Annotated in this window: 16 protein-coding genes and 1 pseudogene; 5 read left to right on the top strand and 12 right to left on the bottom strand. The window is 64.5% G+C overall.

The window, feature by feature from the left end; translation table 11 throughout:
* Positions 1–177: 177 nt before the first annotated feature.
* Positions 178–2343: an EAL domain-containing protein gene (locus IVA79_RS02760; RefSeq protein ID WP_247550240.1), complete on the top strand. Its 2166-nt coding sequence runs from the start codon at positions 178–180 to the stop codon at positions 2341–2343.
* Between the two features lie 68 nt (positions 2344–2411).
* Entirely contained in the window at positions 2412–3152 is a 741-nt protein-coding gene (locus tag IVA79_RS02755; protein WP_346658138.1) for an RDD family protein, read from the top strand.
* Positions 3153–3242: 90 nt separating this feature from the next.
* Here IVA79_RS02755 and IVA79_RS02750 read toward each other — a convergent pair.
* The 3 genes and pseudogenes from IVA79_RS02750 to IVA79_RS02740 form a co-directional block, all read right to left on the bottom strand.
* A pseudogene (locus IVA79_RS02750) lies at positions 3243–4115 on the bottom strand (acyl-CoA dehydrogenase family protein); the annotation flags it as partial.
* Positions 4116–4193: 78 nt separating this feature from the next.
* The gene (locus tag IVA79_RS02745; RefSeq protein ID WP_247550238.1) at positions 4194–4649 is read right to left on the bottom strand and encodes a GNAT family N-acetyltransferase; all 456 of its coding nucleotides are present in this window, start codon (positions 4647–4649) and stop codon (positions 4194–4196) included.
* Between the two features lie 164 nt (positions 4650–4813).
* Positions 4814–5332: a GrpB family protein gene (locus IVA79_RS02740; protein ID WP_247550237.1), complete on the bottom strand. Its 519-nt coding sequence runs from the start codon at positions 5330–5332 to the stop codon at positions 4814–4816.
* A gap of 343 nt (positions 5333–5675) precedes the next feature.
* Here IVA79_RS02740 and IVA79_RS02735 point away from each other — a divergent pair, with 343 nt between their 5' ends.
* Complete coding sequence (locus IVA79_RS02735) at positions 5676–6407, top strand: phosphotransferase (RefSeq protein ID WP_247550552.1); 732 nt, start codon at positions 5676–5678, stop codon at positions 6405–6407.
* A gap of 14 nt (positions 6408–6421) precedes the next feature.
* Here the strand turns inward: IVA79_RS02735 and IVA79_RS02730 are convergent, their stop codons facing one another.
* From IVA79_RS02730 to lepA, 4 genes are all read right to left on the bottom strand, one after another.
* On the bottom strand, positions 6422–7642 hold the full coding sequence (locus tag IVA79_RS02730; RefSeq protein ID WP_247550236.1) for an MFS transporter: 1221 nt from the start codon (positions 7640–7642) through the stop codon (positions 6422–6424).
* 109 nt (positions 7643–7751) lie between these two features.
* A complete protein-coding gene (locus tag IVA79_RS02725; protein ID WP_247550235.1) occupies positions 7752–8222 on the bottom strand; it encodes a hypothetical protein in 471 nt (156 codons plus the stop codon).
* 7 nt (positions 8223–8229) lie between these two features.
* Positions 8230–8472: a hypothetical protein gene (locus IVA79_RS02720; RefSeq protein WP_247550234.1), complete on the bottom strand. Its 243-nt coding sequence runs from the start codon at positions 8470–8472 to the stop codon at positions 8230–8232.
* A 274-nt stretch (positions 8473–8746) separates the two neighbouring features.
* Positions 8747–10558, bottom strand: coding sequence for a translation elongation factor 4 (lepA, locus tag IVA79_RS02715; RefSeq protein WP_247550233.1), 1812 nt, complete (start codon positions 10556–10558; stop codon positions 8747–8749).
* A gap of 113 nt (positions 10559–10671) precedes the next feature.
* Between lepA and IVA79_RS02710 the strand changes: the two genes are divergently transcribed.
* Entirely contained in the window at positions 10672–12297 is a 1626-nt protein-coding gene (locus IVA79_RS02710) for a glycosyltransferase family 39 protein (RefSeq protein ID WP_247550232.1), read from the top strand.
* 126 nt (positions 12298–12423) lie between these two features.
* Here the strand turns inward: IVA79_RS02710 and IVA79_RS02705 are convergent, their stop codons facing one another.
* The 5 genes from IVA79_RS02705 to IVA79_RS02685 form a co-directional block, all read right to left on the bottom strand.
* Positions 12424–12741, bottom strand: coding sequence for an HPr family phosphocarrier protein (locus IVA79_RS02705; RefSeq protein ID WP_247550231.1), 318 nt, complete (start codon positions 12739–12741; stop codon positions 12424–12426).
* Entirely contained in the window at positions 12738–13139 is a 402-nt protein-coding gene (locus IVA79_RS02700; RefSeq protein ID WP_007597752.1) for a PTS sugar transporter subunit IIA, read from the bottom strand. The genes IVA79_RS02705 and IVA79_RS02700 overlap by 4 nt, the downstream gene beginning before the upstream one ends.
* Positions 13140–13272: 133 nt before the next feature.
* A complete protein-coding gene (locus IVA79_RS02695; protein ID WP_247550230.1) occupies positions 13273–13797 on the bottom strand; it encodes an HPr kinase/phosphatase C-terminal domain-containing protein in 525 nt (174 codons plus the stop codon).
* The gene (locus IVA79_RS02690; RefSeq protein WP_247550229.1) at positions 13794–15590 is read right to left on the bottom strand and encodes a sensor histidine kinase; all 1797 of its coding nucleotides are present in this window, start codon (positions 15588–15590) and stop codon (positions 13794–13796) included. The genes IVA79_RS02695 and IVA79_RS02690 overlap by 4 nt, the downstream gene beginning before the upstream one ends.
* A 118-nt stretch (positions 15591–15708) precedes the next feature.
* Entirely contained in the window at positions 15709–16410 is a 702-nt protein-coding gene (locus tag IVA79_RS02685) for a response regulator transcription factor (RefSeq protein WP_008542552.1), read from the bottom strand.
* A gap of 241 nt (positions 16411–16651) precedes the next feature.
* Between IVA79_RS02685 and IVA79_RS02680 the strand changes: the two genes are divergently transcribed.
* Positions 16652–17386: a DUF2470 domain-containing protein gene (locus tag IVA79_RS02680; protein ID WP_247550228.1), complete on the top strand. Its 735-nt coding sequence runs from the start codon at positions 16652–16654 to the stop codon at positions 17384–17386.
* The last annotated feature ends 5 nt before the right edge of the window (positions 17387–17391 follow it).

Genomic DNA, 17391 nt, shown 5'->3' with positions numbered 1-17391 from the left:
TGCCGCCGCAGCCGCGCCGCGCAAACAGGCAGCAAGCTCTGCCTCGCGCGGACCGCGGCCGGCCAAGATTACTTTTTTTTCAGACACTTGCCCCAAAACTTGCGGCCGCTGGGCGCGCGACTGGGACGAGTAAAGTTGAGTTTGGGGTCTCGAAGAACAAAAAGACGAAAGCAAAGCGTGCTTGCCCGCGCCGGCCAGCAGGCGCGCAAGCCGCGTTTCGCGCGCACGCCGCGTGCCATCTCCGAACGCGACGAAGTCCTGCGCAGCCGCGCCGAGGTGGAAGCTGCGATCGCGGAGGCGCGCAAATCCCATGAGCGCCTGCGCCAGGCCATCGACATCCTGCCGCAGGGCATCGTGTTTCTCGATGCCGACGGCCGTTACGTGCTCTGGAACAAGAAATACGCCGAGATCTACAGCAAGTCCGCCGATCTGTTCGAAGAAGGCGCGCGGCTCGAAGACACGCTGCGCATCGGCGTCGCGCGCGGTGATTATCCCGAAGCCCTCGGCCATGAAGACGAGTGGATCGCCGAGCGGCTGCAAAAGCTCTATCGACCCGCCGCCCGCCACGAGCAGAAGCTGTCGGACGGCCGCGTCATCCTGATCGACGAGCGGCTGACCGACGACGGCGGCGTCGTCGGCCTGCGCGTCGACATCACCGAATTGAAGCAGCGCGAGGCCTCGTTCCGCCTGCTGTTCGACGGCAATCCCGTGCCCATGATCGTCTGCGCGCTGGACGACGAGCGCATCCTCGGCGTCAACGACGCCGCGGTTGCGCATTACGGCTACAGCCGCGCCGAGTTCGAGCAATTGAAGATCCGCTCCTTGCAGGCGTTCGACAGCGAGCCGCCCTGGACCGCTGATCCCACCGGCGAGGAGCAGGCCGGACGCACCTGGAAGCACGTCAAGGCCGACGGCGCGCTGATCGACCTTGCGATCTATTCGCGCGAACTGACCTATGCCGAGCGTCCCGCGGTGCTGCTCGCGCTGATGGACATCACCGAGCGCAAGCGCGCCGAAGCGCGGCTCGCCTTCATGGCCCAGCACGACGGGCTGACCGGCCTGCCCAATCGCAATCTCTTGCGCCAGCAGATGGACGAGATGCTGCTGCACACGCGGCGCAGCACCGACAAGGTCGCGCTGCTGATCCTCGGGCTGGACAGTTTCAAGGCGGTCAACGACACGCTGGGGCATGCGGTCGGCGACAAGCTGCTGCGTGGTGTCGCCAAACGCCTGCGTTCCACCTTGCGCGAGGAAGACGCGCTGGCGCGGCTCAATTCCGACGAATTCGCTATCCTGCAGAGCGGGCTGACGCGGCCCGAAGACGCGGTGCTTCTGGCCAAGCGCCTGCTGGAGGCCATCGCCGATCCCTATCTGCTCAACGGTCATTCCGTGGTGATCGGCGCCTCGATCGGCATCGCAATGGCGCCGGGTGATGGCGATGAGTCCGAAAAGCTGCTCAAGAGCGCCGGCATGGCGCTGTCGCGCGCCAAGCAGGATGCGCGCGGCAGCTTCGCCTTCTTCGAGGCCGCGCTGGACGCGAAAGCGCAGAGCCGCCGCAAGATCGAGGTCGAGCTGCGCGACGCCATTCAGAACGACGTGCTGCGTCCCTATTATCAGCCGCTGATCGACCTCCAGAGCGGCCGCATCACCGGCTTCGAGGCGCTGGTGCGCTGGCCGCATGGCGAGCGCGGCACGGTCTCGCCGGCCGAGTTCATTCCGGTCGCCGAGGATACCGGCCTGATCAACCCGCTCGGCGGCTTGATGCTGCGCCGGGCGTGTCTGGATGCCGCGGCCTGGCCGGACGACGTCCGCGTCGCCGTCAACCTGTCGCCGCTCCAGTTCCGCAGCGGCAATCTGCTCTCGATCGTCACCGACGCCTTGAAGCATTCCGGCCTGCCGCCGCGCCGGCTCGAGCTCGAGATCACCGAAACGCTGCTGCTCGAGAAGAGCGCAGAAGTGCTGGCGACCCTGCACGCGCTGCGCGGGCTGGGGGTCCGCATTTCCATGGACGATTTCGGCACCGGCTATTCCAGCCTCAGTTACTTACGCAGCTTCCCCTTCGACAAGATCAAGATCGATCAGTCCTTCGTGCGTGATCTCGGCGCCAACCGCGAGGCCCAGGCGATCATCCGATCCATCGTCAGCCTCGGCAAAGGCCTGGGCGTCACCATCACCGCCGAAGGCGTCGAGACCGAAGCCGAGCTCAGCTGCCTGCGCACCGAAGGCTGCGACGAGGGCCAGGGCTTTCTGTTCAGCAAGGCCAGGCCGAATGCCGAGATCATCAGCCTCTTGGCCGCGCAGCGCGGCATCGACGGTGATGAGGATGCCGTGCTGGTGGCGTAATGCCGCAGTCTGGTATGGTCGAACTGTGAACCACCTGCCGGCGTCTCATAGGTGGATCTCATGAACGGATGCGACTTCCTCCCATGATCTCCGACGCGGCTCCTCTATCGCTCCCCGGACCGCGCTACGCGCGCTTTTCGCGGCGGCTCAAAGCCATCCTGCTCGACTGGATGCTGGCGATGGCCCTGCTGTTCGGCGCCCTGGCGGTGGCGAGCAACGCGCAGAGCGACACCCTGGCCCGAACCCTCGGCGTGTCGGTCGTGGTGATTCTGCTGTTTTACGAGCCGATGCTGGTCTGGCGCACCGGCGGCACGCTCGGGCACTTCTGGACCAATCTGCGCGTGGTCGATGACCGCGGCGGAAATCTGAGCTTCGCAAAGGCGTTGGCTCGCTTCGCCATCAAGAGCGTGCTGGGCTGGTACTCCTTCCTGGCCATGACCGCCACCCGACGCAACCAGGCCGTTCACGATCTCCTGACCCATTCCACCGTGCAGATACGCAATCCGGCCAAGGCCCATCCGGGGCAATTCGTGACCGAACGAAGCGAGGACGACCCGGCGATGCCGTCGCGATGGCGGCGCGCGCTCGTGACAACGGTCTATCTCGTGCTCAGCATCCTGTTCTATTTCGGCGTGCTCGCGGCCCTGCTTCGGGGCGGCCTGTTGTCCCGCGCGTGCCTCAATCGTGACATGTGCTCGGGAGGCGACCGCATCGTCGACTTCACCACGGCCGTTGCCTTCCTCTTGATGATTGCCGTCATCATCGGCATGGGCTGGCGAGGACGGCTGCCCGGCGCGCGCAAGGCGTAGACGGCGATGACGCCGCGCTGGTGGCAAGGAGAGGTTGAGCGCGCGTGTGCCCGATCAACTTGCTCCCAAATCACTCGGCGTTAGACTCCCCGCGCGCGCGGCGCGTAAGTCGCCCTCGGTGTGACCGATCAGTCCCTGGACCGCCCCATTGTCGCGCATCGCGCTGGCGGCGAGCGATTGGTGCTTTCCACGCGCCAGCGCGATCGCGGCATCCAGCGTGGCGCGCGCCACGCCCAGCGAGACTGCGGCAAAGCCGAGGCTGAAGGCCACGCCGGTGCCGATCTTGTAGAGCGGGCCTTTTTCGCGCAGCGCCGACGGCACGTCACGAAATGCCGCGAAGCGCTCGGGAATGAAGAGGTCGCTCACTTCATACGAATCCGTGCCGGTGCCGGCGAGCCCGATCGCCTGCCAGACGTCGTGCAACGTCGCGCTCGCGACCGGAAACAGGATGGTGCGCACCTCCGGCGAGCCGTCGGCGTTCTTGCGCGGCGTGCCATCGCCGTTGACGATGCGCACATGCGCGCCCAGCCAGCTCGCCTGCCGTGAGCCCGAGGCAAAATCCCAGCGCGCGGTGACGCGATAGCCGCCCTCGACGGCCCGCGCCTCGTGCGCGATCGCGCCCCAGGCGAGAATGCCCGGCGGCGTGTTGAAGATCTCCTGGGCAGTATCGTGGTCGAGCGAGGCCGCGATCATCGCGCAGACGCTGCACTGGCCGAGACACCAGGCGGTCGAGGCATCCGCCTTCGCGATCTCCTCCAGCATCTGCATGAAGGCTTCCGGCGGGGCCTCCGCACCGCCGAGGCTTTGCGGCAGCAGCGCGCGATAGAGACCGCTGTCGATCAGCGCATTGACGACAGCAGGCGTGAGCCGCCGCGTCCGCTCGATCTCGTCAGCCTCGCGCGCGATCAATGGCGCGAGTGCGCGGGCACGTTCGACCAGGCCAACCCCGGGAGCTGCATTCATGTCGCGTTCCCTCGCCCATTCTGCCGTGAGCGGTGAGGCGAGCGATGGTGGTCTATTTGGCGGAGAGGATCAAGATCACTATTCAGCGAGCCGTCGCTCCATGATGATCGTGCGCTCGTCGCCATGATAGCTGTCGCGCACGGCATTGAATCCGAGCTTCGTGTAGAACGCCTCAGCGGTGACCGACGAGGGCACGGTCAATGCGGGGATGTTCCGCCCGCGCGCTGTGTGCTCGATCTCGGCCATCAGCAGCTTGCCGATTCCCTTCGTCTGAACATCGGGGGCCACGAAGACCGTCCGGACGACGCTTCCGTCGAGGCTCGCTGTTCCGACGACACGGTCGCCAACGGCGGCAACGAATACGATGCGTTTCCCGAGCAGTTCCCGCACCGCGTGCGGACCGAAGCTGCGCTCGATCCGAGCGATGATCTCGTCCGCATAATCCTTCGCATTTGTCTCGCGCAGCGCCCGCAGGATGACGGCGCTGATGTCCGCGGCGTCATCCTCGCGCGCGAGCCGGATCGTGCAGTCCATGGATCACTCCACCGCCTCGCGAAACGACGCCTGCAGCTTAGCCCCGCAATGGGCTTCTGCTGCAAATGGTAGCATGTTCACGCGACGCCGTCCGAGGGGACAGATGCCACGTCCGGGAAGAGTGTCGGCGGCGCGTTCGAGGACAATCATCGACCTGATGCAGTTCACCGAGAGGCGGGCGATCCATCAACTTTGGCCAGAATGTCCTGGATGAACGGATCCTTGTCGATCAGGTACTGCCGGATGCCCGAGCTATTCTCGCGCTCGAGTCTCAGCTTCAAGTCCTGATACTTCAAGCGATCTCCAGCATGCTCACGCAGATGATCTCGAAATTTCAGCATCCGCGCAATCTGTCCATGACCCTCGAGGCACACGTGAAGCTTGTGCGTGCGCAGGCTGCCGACGTCGCGCTTGAAGAAATGGTGACCTGAGGAAAGGTCGCCGCCACGACGATAGCCGAAGCTCGCCAATGATCGGCTCCAATCTTCGAGCCTGCCGTCTGACCGGACCACGGCAAGCACGTCGATTTCGGCCTTCGCGGCCAATTCAGGCACAGCGGTGCTGCCAACGTGATGAATGCCGATCAGTTCGGACCCGAAGACGGGCTTCAGCCGCGCTTCTTCCGCCGCATATTGCTGCGGCCAAGTCGGATCATAAGGTTTGATAGGGCTCGTGAGCGGCACGACGAAATATTAGGCCGAAACACGAACCCCGCCTAGGATGCGTACTCATTAAATCGTCCGCATGTCCGCTTCGCTCCGATACCGACCACCTCTATACGAACGGCACGGATGACCCCGACGCCGACCACGCACGGGAAGCCAGAGCGCAGAGTATCGCCGCCCCAAAAAAACTTCTAAGCATTGAGCGGCCCCGAGTTCGATGACCGCCAATAGTCTGATTGAAGGCGACAGCGCAGTGAAGGTCGGCCTTGGGGCCAATAGGTGACATTTAAGGGCCAATAGGTGACATTCGCCAAATGTCTTTTGTCAGCCAACTCGACGAGGAGTACCCCTGATGTCCCCAATGAGATGGGAGGCACTCGGGCAGTGGGGTGAAGACGTGGCTCGCGTCGAGCCACTGGCAGGCGGGGTCGCCAACGACGTGTGGAGCGTGCGCGTTCAAGGGCACCTAGCGGTCGCTCGTCTCGGTGCGAGGAGCGATGCTGATCTCGGGTGGGAGACCGAGCTCCTCAAACATCTCAACCGTGGAGGTCTGACCGTGCCGGTGCCGATCCCGACGACAGACGGCCGGCTGTTCGCGGACGGTCTGGTGGTGATGACATACGTGGAGGGCGGACCGCCAGAGACGGAGGCCGACTGGCGTCGCGTGGCCGACATGCTCCGCCGGCTGCATCGGTTGACGGCGGGGTGGCCGCAGCGTCCGGGCTGGCGGTCGTCGACTGACCTCCTGCACACCGAGACTGGGACGAGGATCAACCTCGGCGCAATGCCGCCTGAGGGCGTTGCTCGATGCCGAGCCGCGTGGGCGCGGCTCGTCGGACGTCAGACCTGCGTCGTCCACGGCGACCCCAACCCGCGCAACATCCGCATGACCGCAGATCGGGTCGGGCTGATCGACTGGGACGAGTCGCATGTTGACGTCCCCGATCTCGACCTGGTGCTGCCCCACAACGCCGCCGGTCTCGATGGCGGCGCGCACGACATCGCCGCGCAAGCGTCGGCCGCATGGGAAGCCGCCGTCTGCTGGGACGACGCGTTCGCGATCAAGCGGCTTGCCCAAGTTCGAGCGGTCTGAGCAGTTGCAGCAGCTCAAGCCGCGGCGCGACCGAGGTCGAGCGGTTGCCTGCGTCTGGTCGGAAAGCTCAGCGCCACCGCGACGGCCGCGAGCCCGATCGCGAAGGAGCCGGCGTGCAGCCACGTGTAGCGCTGGAAATTGTCGAACACGAGCCCGCCGGCCCATGGCCCGAGCGCCATGCCGAGGCTGGCGAAGGCCGAGACCGCGCCGAACACCGTGCCCATGATGCGTGCGCCGAAGAACTCGCGGACCAGCACCGCATAGAGCGGCATCACCCCGCCATAGGCGAGACCGAACACGATCGAGAGCGCATAGAATTCGCCAAGCTGCGCGACCGCAAGATAAGTCGCGATGCACATCGCCTGCACGAGGAGGCCGCCGACCAGCACCGGCTTTGCGCCCATGCGATCGGCGAGTGCGCCGAGCAGCAGGCGCCCGCCAAGGCCGGAGACGCCGGCGACGCTGTAGACCGTCACTGCCGTGAGCGGGGCGATGCCACAGACCATCGCATAGGACACCATGTGGAAGATCGGGCCGGAATGCGCCGCGCAGCAGGCGAAATGTGCGGCCGCGAGCGCGATGAATTGCGGCGTGCGCAGCGCCTGCGCCGCGGTTAGCTCCACCTCCGGCGCCGCGTCCGTCGTTGCGGAGCCCGAGGTTGCCGGCGCCGGACGCACCAGGAAGCAGGCGGGGATCAGCAGCGCCCAGGCCGCACAGCCGATCACCAGCATCGCGGTGCGCCAGTCATAGGCCGTGATCAGCCAGCTCGCGGTCGGCGCGATCGTCACCGGCGACACGCCCATGCCGGCCGACACCAGCGCCACCGCGAGGCTGCGGTTCTTCTCGATCCACGCGCTCGCAAGCGCCATCATCGGCGCATAGAAGCTGCCGGCGGCAATGCCGATCAGCACGCCGAAGCAGAGCTGGAATTGCCACAGGCTCGTTGCCTGGCTCGCGGTGACGAGGCCGAGCCCCAGCAAGAGACTTCCTAAAAGTACCACGATGCGGGTGCCGAACCGGTCCGACAGCGTGCCCCACAAGAAAGCGGCCACGCCCATGCAGAGAAAATCCAGCGTCGCCGCCGCCGACACGCCGGCGCGCGACCAGCCCATCGCCTCCGAGATCGGCTGCAAAAACACCGCAAGCGACAGCATCGTGCCGAACCCGACGCAGGTCATCAGCGCACCCGCGGCGACCACGACCCAGCCATAGTCGAAGCTCGATGGCTTGCTCATGCGTTTCCTCGGCGCTTTTGGTTTTGTTGATGGCGCGCGCGGTGGATGGTGGCCTATCTGCCGGGAGAGGGCAAGGCTGTAGCTTATACGGGCTTGATCATCGATGCCGTCAGCGCGGCCGGAGCGGCCCGACTGCTACAATCTGCTCTCGAGCACGCTCATTGACACGTGCAAACTCCTGCATGATGCGCCTGAACAATCCAGGATCTATGGATGTGATCAAGCCATGGTCGGGTGCATCCAGATCGGGAAAGTAGTCCTTATGGATCGGAAGATATGCTCGGACGCGGGTATCGATGAAGAACGCGGAATTGTTCTTGTTCTGGCGTGCTCGGTCCAAGGGGACCTGGATAACTCCGCCCGGAAGATTGTCGCCAAATTTCCTGACTTGAGACGAGGTGTAAACTGCGACCGCTGCGCCGTATGCCGGCGTCTGGTGTCCAGCTAACCTGGAGGCCTCGACGGCAGAAAAAGTGCCGATGATGATGGCGGCGTGTCGTGTCCGTGCGGGTATGTCGGGTGTTTCAGCAAAGGGAAAGTAACACCAAACCATATCGCCGCGTCGGAAAGGCGGAGCCATTCAGGCCTCACTGAAAAAGCGAGCGCCTGAATGCGTAGTCTTCATCGCTTTCGTCGGCATCGCGATGAAGCTCATAGTTCTCAAGCGATAACGGCGGCATCTTGGAAAAATCCTGCACCACCTCGACGTAGTCCAGATGGCGGCGCATGACCTCCTCGACGAGTTCCTTCACGCTCACATTGTCCAGTCGGGCAACGCGCGAGGCCTTGTCGTAAAGCTCATCGTCGAGATGTACCGTAATGTCGGCCATGACCAGGTCTTTCGGCGGCGGCAGCTGAATTTACCTGACAATATAGCGCACATTGCCGCCGCATTAAAGATGCCGCCAATCCCGCCGCGGGTGGTGGCAGCTGCCATGGCCTGCCGGTCACGATAACATCCTGCCCCTGTTTTGCCCGACGGAGTAAATTGATTTCGTAAAATCAAAAAATGGCAATGCCGCCAGTGGGGCGGCTACTGTGCATGGGGTTGTTTTCGCAGTTTTTTGTTGGCCGGCAAGGGAGACCGGGCCGGCCCGCCCCGCCTCAGCTATCCACCTTCAGCGCGGCAATGAAGGCTTCCTGCGGGATGTCGACCTTGCCGAACTGCCGCATCTTCTTCTTGCCTTCCTTCTGCTTCTCCAGAAGCTTGCGCTTACGCGTGATGTCGCCGCCGTAGCATTTTGCGGTGACGTCCTTGCGCAGCGCGCGGACCGTCTCGCGCGCGATCACCTTGCCGCCGATCGCGGCCTGGATCGGGATCTGGAACATGTGCGGCGGGATCAGCTCCTTCATCTTCTCGACCATGGCACGGCCGCGCCCTTCCGCGCGGGTGCGGTGGACCAGCATCGAGAGCGCATCGACCGGCTCGGCATTGACCAGGATCTGCATCTTGACGAGGTCGGCCGGCTTATAGTCGGTGAGATGATAGTCGAACGAGGCGTAGCCCTTGGAGACCGACTTGAGGCGGTCGTAGAAATCGAACACCACCTCGTTGAGCGGAAGGTCGTATTTCACCATGGCGCGGGAGCCGACGTAAGTGAGCTCCTTCTGCGCGCCGCGCCGGTCCTGGCAGAGCTTCAGGACGCTGCCGAGATATTCGTCGGGCGTCATGATCGTGGCCTCGATCCAGGGCTCGTCGATCTCGGCGATCTTGACCACGTCCGGCATGTCGACGGGATTGTGGATCTCGATCTCCTGGCCGTCAGTGAGCTTCATCTTGTAGATGACGCTCGGCGCGGTCGCGATCAAATTGAGATCGAACTCGCGCGACAGCCGCTCCTGGATGATCTCGAGGTGCAGAAGTCCGAGGAAGCCGCAGCGGAAGCCGAAGCCGAGCGCGGCCGAAGTCTCCATCTCGAACGAGAAGCTGGCGTCGTTGAGGCGCAGCTTGCCCATGGCGCCGCGCAGCGTTTCGAAATCGTCGGCGTCGACCGGGAACAGGCCGCAGAACACCACGGGGATGGCGGGCTTGAAGCCCGGCAGCATTTCGGTGACCGGCTTCCTGTCGTCGGTGATGGTGTCGCCGACGCGGGTGTCGGCGACTTCCTTGATCGCGGCGGTGATGAAGCCGATCTCGCCGGGGCCGAGCTCGTCGACCTGTGTCATCTTCGGCGTGAAGAAGCCGACGCGCTCGACGTCATAGGCCGCGCCCGTGCCCATCATGCGCACGCGGCTGCCCTTCTTCATGACGCCGTCGACGACGCGAATGAGAACGACGACGCCGAGATAGACGTCGTACCAGCTGTCGACCAGCAGCGCCTTCAAGGTCGCATTGCGGTCGCCCTTCGGCGGCGGCAGGCGGGTGACGATGGCTTCCAGCACGTCGGGCACGCCGAGGCCGGTCTTGGCCGAGATCATCACGGCATCGGAAGCATCGATGCCGATGACGTCCTCGATCTGCTGCTTGATCTTCTCGGGCTCGGCGGCGGGAAGGTCGACCTTGTTCAGGACCGGGACGATCTCGTGATTGTTGTCGAGCGCCTGGTAGACGTTGGCGAGTGTCTGCGCTTCGACGCCCTGGCTGGCGTCGACCACCAGCAGGGAACCTTCGCAGGCCGCCAGCGACCGTGAGACTTCGTAGGCGAAGTCGACATGGCCGGGCGTGTCCATCAGGTTGAAGATGTAATCCTTGCCGTCCTTGGCGCGATAGGCGAGGCGCACGGTCTGCGCCTTGATGGTGATGCCGCGCTCGCGCTCGATGTCCATGGAATCGAGCACCTGCTCCTTGCCCGCCATTTCGCGGTCGGAGAGGCCGCCGGTCATCTGGATCAGGCGATCGGCCAGCGTCGATTTGCCATGGTCGATATGGGCGACGATGGAGAAATTGCGGATGTTGGAAATGGGGACGGTCGTCATGGGCGCGGGATACCACTCACATCCCCGTGCGGCAACCATATTGCTGTATTTTCAGGGTCTTTGTTCACGCCAAGCTGATTCCACGGCGGGGCGAAACGCGCTACGCAAGCCCCATGTCGACCACGTCTCTTCCCAACCATAGGGCGCGCACGAAGGCCCGCCTCAGCTTTAACCGCGTCCGGGCCTGGCTGGTTGCCTGCGCAATCCGCCCTGAGGCGAGATTGTGGCTGGTGATCCAGCTCGCCATCCTGCATGCGGTGCTCTGGACCTTCATCCTGATCAATCTCAAGGCGGCGCAGGACGTTCACATGGACGTCGCAGAAGCATATGGCTGGGGCCAGAAATTCCTTTGGGGCTACGGCAAGCATCCGCCGCTGTCGGGCTGGGTCGCCGGCCTCTGGTTCACAGTGTTCCCGCCGGCGGACTGGGCGACTTATGCGCTGGCGATGGCGACCGTCGGCGTCGGCATGGTGATCTGCTGGCTGCTGAGCTTGCGCGTCGTGGATGCGCGGCGCGCGTTCCTGGTCGTGGTGATGGTCGCGCTCTACCCGATCTTCAATTTCAAGGGTTTCAAGTACAACCCGGACCTGCTCCAGCTCGTCACCTTGCCGCTGCTCGCGCTCGCTTATCTCAACGCATTCGAGAAGCGGAGTTGGCTATCCGGAATCTTGCTTGGGCTCGCCGGCGCGCTGGCGCTGATGACCAAATATTGGGTGCTGACCATGATCGGCGCCATCGGCCTTGCCGCACTGATCCATCCGGAGCGGCTGCGCTTCCTGTCGTCGCCGGCACCATGGGTGGCGATCGTGACGATGGTGCTGGCGATGATCCCGCACATCGTTTGGCTGGCGGATGCGCATTTCGTGCCGCTGACCTATGCCGGCGACACCTACAGCCTGCAGGACGCGGGCCAGGTGCATCAGCTCGTCGCCGGCTACGCGCTGCATAATCTGGGGCTGCTGGCATTGCCGGTGGCACTGGCCGGGCTCGCGATGGCGCTGGTGCCGCCTTGGCTCAAGTTGCTGCTGCGCGCGCCATTGCGCATCGTCACGCGCGCCTGGGCGCGCGGCGCCAATTCGGGCGTCAATTTTTCGCAGGCGCTGAACGTATGGATGATCCAGATCATCGTCGCGTTCGGCCCGCCGCTCGGCGCGCTGGTCTTCAGCATCTACATGAAGACCGATTGGGGCATCTCGCTGTTCTTCCTGGTGCCCCTGGCGCTGGTCGCGATCCCTGCACTGCGCGTGCAGAGCGCGAGCCTGTTCAACATCGCCGCGATCTGGTTCGTGCTCAGTGCCGCGACGCTCATAGCCTCGCCCTGGATTGCCGCGCGCGAGATGGCGGCCAATGCCGGCAACACCGCGACCTATGGCGCGCGCTCGGATCTCGCGCGCGAATTGACCCGGGCCTGGCACGCGCGCTTCGCCTCGCGCTGGGCGGTCGTTGCGGGGACGATGGAGACGATCCAGCCGATGGTGTTCTACAGCCCCGATCATCCGAGCCCGTTCACGCCGAACGAAGCCTGGGCCTCCGGGCTGACCTCGCTCGACGACGTCAAGAATTACGGCTTCATCGGCGTGTTCGATGCCACCGACGAACGCCTGCCGAAATTCGAGAAATGGGTGTCCGAAACCGCGCCGAACGCCGAGCGCATGGTGATGACGACGCGCCGCTTCACCCACGGCAAGGCCGGCCCGGCGATGAGCTGGAACGTCTACATCGCGCCGCCGGGGAAGTAGCGAAGGTGCCGCAGGGTGGGCAAAGCGAAGCGTGCCCACCACGTCTCATGATTGTTGGAAATTGGTGGGCACGGCGCAAGAGCGCCTTTGCCCACCCTACGGCACCGGGCGCGTGGCCAGAGCCGCCTAAACCCCTTCCTCGTTGAACTTGCTTTCAACGAGTTCGGTGATCGCCGCGAGCGCGGCTTCCGCTTCCGCGCCGGCCGCCGCGACGGTGATCGTCGTGCCCGGCCCCGCCGCGAGCATCATCAGGCCCATGATCGAGGTGCCGCCGACGGTCTCGCCGCCGCGCGTCACCCACACTTGCGCGTCGAAGCGCTCGACCGCCTGGACGAATTTTGCCGAGGCGCGCGCATGCAGGCCGCGCTTGTTGATGATCAGGAGATCCTTGGAAATCGCGCCCGCGGGCACGCCTGTCCCCGCTTGTGGCGCCTCCTCGCTCATTTGCCGGCGAGCACCCGGCTGGCGATGGTGACGTATTTGCGGCCGGCTTCCTGGGCCATCGCGATCGCGTCGGGCAGCGGACGCTCTTCGCGCACCTTGGCGAGCTTCACCAGCATGGGAAGGTTGATGCCCGCGAGCACCTCGACCTTGGGCCGGCTCATGCAGGATATTGCAAGGTTCGACGGTGTGCCGCCGAACATGTCGGTGAGGATCGCAACGCCGTCGCCGGAATCGACGCGGTTAACCGCCTCGATGATGTCGCTTCTGCAGAGATCGGAGTCATCTTCGGCACCGATCGTGATCGCTTCGATTTGCTTTTGTGGGCCCATGACATGTTCAAGCGCTGCCTTGAATTCGTCGGCAAGGCGCCCGTGGGTCACAAGTACTAGACCAATCATCGGAAAACTCCTCGCGGGCGCTTTTGGTGCACCGCACGAACGCGCCACTTTGACCATCCAGAGCCCCTGCGCAAGAGGGGATGTTGCGTATCTCCCTGAATCTAGACGGATGGATGAGGGGAGCTGCGCCGGTCTATTCGGTCGCGATAGTGGGGTTCATATGGTTACCATTTCCCTTCAAACAATCGCCTGAAGGTTTAACCGAAGATGAACTCTTGGTAGTGGTCAAGGCCGCAACAACCAAAGGGAGGGGTGAATAACCGGGCCCGACCGGTATTCGCGGTATTTCGACACCAGAAATGCTGGTTTTGAGCGATTCCGTCGCAGGCATGCGCTCCGCGTCGGCGGCGTCCAGATCGACCACGAGACCGACGGTCGCATGCTCCACGAAGTCGCAGCGGCGGATCCCCAGGCCCCGGATCTCGATCAGGCCGCCCAATACCGCAGCGGGGCGGACCTCAATTTCATCGCCGACTGTCGCCAGATGGACACGGTCATCCCCGACCAGAACGGCCCTTTCGACCACGCCCGCCCGTCCCGCCATGATCAAATCAAAGGCAAGGCGCGACTTGCCGGAGCCCGAGGGCCCGCGGATCAGCACCGCCAGCTGCCCGACCTTGACCGCGGAGGCGTGAACGCTGGGCCCGCCTTCGCTCATAGCGCCGGCAGCCTCACGACGAAGCGCGCGCCCGAGACTGTCGGCACGCCCTCGTCATCCGGCGGGCCTGCGCGGTTCTCGGCCCAGATGCGTCCGCCATGCGCGTCGATGATCTGCTTGGAGATCGACAGTCCGAGGCCGGAGTTCTGGCCAAAGCCCTGATGCGGACGATCGGTGTAGAAGCGCTCGAAGATGCGCTCCAGCGCGTCGTCGCGAATGCCGGGGCCGTCGTCATCGACCACGACCTCGATTTCTCCGCGGACGCGGCGGCAAATGAGGCGCACCCTGCTGCCGGCTTCCGAGAACGATTGTGCGTTGGAGAGCAGGTTGGAGACCACCTGCCCGAGCCGTGAATCGTGGCCGGTCACGGCGAATGTGTCGGACGTGCTGCGGCCTTCGAAGCGCGTCTCGACCGCGACGTCGTGGCCGAGCTTGGTCTCGTTGGCGACGGACACCAGCGTCGTCAGGAGGCGGCGCAGGTCGACCGGGATCGCATCCTGGCGCTGCAATTCGGCATCAAGGCGGCTGGCGTCGGAGATGTCGGAGATGAGGCGGTCGAGCCGCTTGACGTCGTGCTCGATCACCTCGAGCAGGCGCGCGCGGCTGTTCTCGTTGCGCGCCAGCGGCAAGGTCTCGACCGCCGAGCGCAGCGAGGTCAGCGGGTTCTTCAATTCATGCGCGACGTCGGCGGCGAACATCTCGATCGCCTCGATGCGGCTGTAGAGCGCGCTGGTCATGTCGCGCAGCGCGCCCGAGAGATGGCCGATCTCGTCGCGGCGGCGGGTGAAATCGGGGATCTCGATGCGGGCCTTGATGCGGCGGCGGACGCGCTCGGCGCTGTCGGCAAGCCGGCGCACGGGCCCGGCGATCGTGCTCGCGAGCAGCAGCGACAGCATGATCATCACGGCGGCAGCGACGCCGCCGACCTTCAGGATGGCGAGGCGTTCGGCGGTGACCATCTGATCGATGTCGTCGCCTTGCGTCGAGAGCATCAAGGCGCCGCGGATGGCGCGCGAGCGCAGCACGGGGACCGCGACCGAGACGATCACCTCGCCGCGCGCATTGACCCGCACCATCGAGCGCTTCTGGCCCTGGAGCGCATCGCCCACCTCCCCATAGCCGTTGCCGTTCTCAGGGCCGAGCTCGCGGTAGAGCGGCAGGTCGCCGCGATTGAGCCAGGTGCGCACCGAGACCATGCCGCGCTCGACGATGCCGGGTTTTTCGGCCGGCGGCGGCAAATTGTAGCGCAGCACGTTTTCGAGGTTGCGGCTGTCGACCAGCAGGCTGCCGTTCGGATCGTAGATGCGGGCGCGCGTCTTGGTCGGCGAGATCAGCGTGCGCAGCACCGGCGCCACGCGCTCCGGATTGATCGGAAAGTCCAGCGGCGAATATTCGTCCGGGCCGCCATAGGTCTCGCCCGGCTTGAGGTCGAGCAGCCGGTCGGGGTCGATGGTGATGGCGTTGGTCTGCACGGTGGCGGAGGCCGCGATCGCGCCGGCGATGATCTCGGCCTGTACCAGGAGGCTCTGCGCCCGCGCGTCGATCAGGCCGGCGCGGAATTGCGACAGGTACAGGATGCTCGCGACCAGCGCGACGAGGCCGGCAAGGTTGAGCGAGACGATGCGGCGGGTCAGGCTGGAGAAGGACAGCGCGAAGAAGAACTGCCCGGCGCGCTTCAGCCAGTTCAGCGGCCGCCAGCCCCGCGGCTTGTCTTCGACAAATTGCTCCTGAACGCCGTCGGATGCGACATCCCCGGCGCTCTGGTTTGGATCAGGCTGCGTTCGGTCCAGCAATGCTTACGCCCGCGTTAGGACGGCTCGTTGAGAATGGCCCCGCATCCTAGAGCGATCCCGGTCCCGATGGAATCAGAACCGGCGATGCTCGTCGTCGTTCGTGAAGCTGCCTGCCGCCTCAGGCTTCCTTGAAGCGGTAGCCGACGCCGTAGAGCGTCTCGATCATCTCGAACTCGTTGTCGACCACCTTGAACTTCTTGCGCAGCCGCTTGATGTGGCTGTCGATGGTGCGGTCGTCGACATAGACCTGGTCGTCATAGGCGGCGTCCATCAGCGCGTTGCGGCTCTTCACCACGCCGGGCCGGGTCGCGAGTGCCTGCAGGATCAGGAATTCAGTGACGGTCAGCGTCACCGGCTCGTTCTTCCAGGTGCAGGTATGCCGTTCCGGATCCATGCGCAAAAGGCCGCGGTCGAGCGCCTTGGCGTCGTTCTCCTTCGGCGCGACGGTCGGGTCCTTCGGCGCCGAGCGGCGCAGCACCGCCTTGACGCGCTCGACCAAAAGGCGCTGCGAGAACGGTTTGCGGATGAAATCGTCGGCGCCCATCTTGAGGCCGAACAGCTCGTCGATCTCTTCGTCCTTGGAAGTCAGGAAGATCACCGGCAGATCGGACTTCTGCCTGAGACGGCGCAGCGTCTCCATGCCGTCCATGCGCGGCATCTTGATGTCGAGGATGGCGAGATCGGGCTGGGTGGTGCGGAAACCGTCAAGCGCGGAAGCGCCGTCGGTGTAAGTCATGATGCGGTAGCCTTCGGCTTCCAGCGCGATCGAGACGGATGTGAGAATGTTGCGGTCGTCGTCGACCAAAGCGATTGTGGGCATGAGCCTCTGCTTTCTGCTTTCCGTTTGGGTCGTGGCTTGAAACGGCGAGCAATCCACTGATGCGCCGCATACATGGGTGCCGAAGTCGGCATTCGAACCTTGTCACCGAGCAATGCAAGCTGGGCTGAAGTGTGACCAAGTTCCACGAAACACGGCAGATTCGCCGCATGTCGACCCATAACCGGGCCCCCGTTTACCCGAAAAAAGGCCCCCCTTGCAACCACCTGAGCCGAGAAAGCCCATGCAATCGACCCCTGATTTCGACCCCGGAAAGCTGGCCAAATCCCTTCTGCGCCGGTCGCGACAGGGGGCACTGGCAACCCTGATGGCCGGCAGCGGCGATCCCTATTGTTCCCTGGTCAATCTGGCCAGCCATCCTGACGGTTCGCCAATCCTGCTGATCTCGGGCCTTGCCGTGCATACCCGCAATATCCTTGCCGACAGCAGGGTCTCGCTGATGCTGGACGAGCGGGCGGCGGGCGATCCGCTGGAAGGCGCCCGGATCATGCTGTCCGGCCGGGCGGAACAGGACGATGCCGGGAAGGATTTGCTCCAGCGACGGTATCTCAATGCCCATCCGTCAGCGGAAAGCTTTGTTTCCTTTAAGGATTTCTCTTTCTTCCGGATCCGTCCCACGGGAACCCATCTGGTCGCCGGTTTCGGCCGGATCGTTGACCTCGTGCCCGCGCAGTTCCTCACGGACCTCACCGGCGCCGAGGATCTGCTGGCGGCGGAGGAGGGGGCAGTCGAGCACATGAATGCCGACCATCGCGATGCCATGGGCCTCTATGCGACGAAGCTCCTGGGGGCGGCCGAAGGCGATTGGCGCTGCACCGGCTGCGATCCGGAGGGTCTCGACATGCAGGACGGCCAGACCGCGCTGCGGCTGGATTTTCCGGAGCGGGTGACTGACGGCACGTCGCTGCGCAAGATGCTGGTTCGTCTCGCTGGCGAAGCGCGCACGAAGGTGGACTAGCGCGC

This window comes from Bradyrhizobium sp. 138 (assembly GCF_023074075.1).
Lineage (GTDB): Bacteria > Pseudomonadota > Alphaproteobacteria > Rhizobiales > Xanthobacteraceae > Bradyrhizobium.
Note: the sequence above shows the minus strand (reverse complement) of the source record. Positions and strands in the feature narration are given on the sequence as shown.

Coding starts and splice junctions, on each gene's coding strand:
- IVA79_RS02755 (WP_346658138.1), top strand. CDS start 2,412: ATGCGACTTCCTCCCATGATCTCCGACGCGGCTCCTCTATCGCTCCCC.
- IVA79_RS02745 (WP_247550238.1), bottom strand. CDS start 4,649: ATGGACTGCACGATCCGGCTCGCGCGCGAGGATGACGCCGCGGACATC.
- IVA79_RS02735 (WP_247550552.1), top strand. CDS start 5,676: ATGAGATGGGAGGCACTCGGGCAGTGGGGTGAAGACGTGGCTCGCGTC.
- IVA79_RS02730 (WP_247550236.1), bottom strand. CDS start 7,642: ATGAGCAAGCCATCGAGCTTCGACTATGGCTGGGTCGTGGTCGCCGCG.
- IVA79_RS02725 (WP_247550235.1), bottom strand. CDS start 8,222: ATGGCTCCGCCTTTCCGACGCGGCGATATGGTTTGGTGTTACTTTCCC.
- IVA79_RS02720 (WP_247550234.1), bottom strand. CDS start 8,472: ATGGCCGACATTACGGTACATCTCGACGATGAGCTTTACGACAAGGCC.
- lepA (WP_247550233.1), bottom strand. CDS start 10,558: ATGACGACCGTCCCCATTTCCAACATCCGCAATTTCTCCATCGTCGCC.
- IVA79_RS02710 (WP_247550232.1), top strand. CDS start 10,672: ATGTCGACCACGTCTCTTCCCAACCATAGGGCGCGCACGAAGGCCCGC.
- IVA79_RS02705 (WP_247550231.1), bottom strand. CDS start 12,741: ATGAGCGAGGAGGCGCCACAAGCGGGGACAGGCGTGCCCGCGGGCGCG.
- IVA79_RS02700 (WP_007597752.1), bottom strand. CDS start 13,139: ATGATTGGTCTAGTACTTGTGACCCACGGGCGCCTTGCCGACGAATTC.
- IVA79_RS02695 (WP_247550230.1), bottom strand. CDS start 13,797: ATGAGCGAAGGCGGGCCCAGCGTTCACGCCTCCGCGGTCAAGGTCGGG.
- IVA79_RS02685 (WP_008542552.1), bottom strand. CDS start 16,410: ATGCCCACAATCGCTTTGGTCGACGACGACCGCAACATTCTCACATCC.
- IVA79_RS02680 (WP_247550228.1), top strand. CDS start 16,652: ATGCAATCGACCCCTGATTTCGACCCCGGAAAGCTGGCCAAATCCCTT.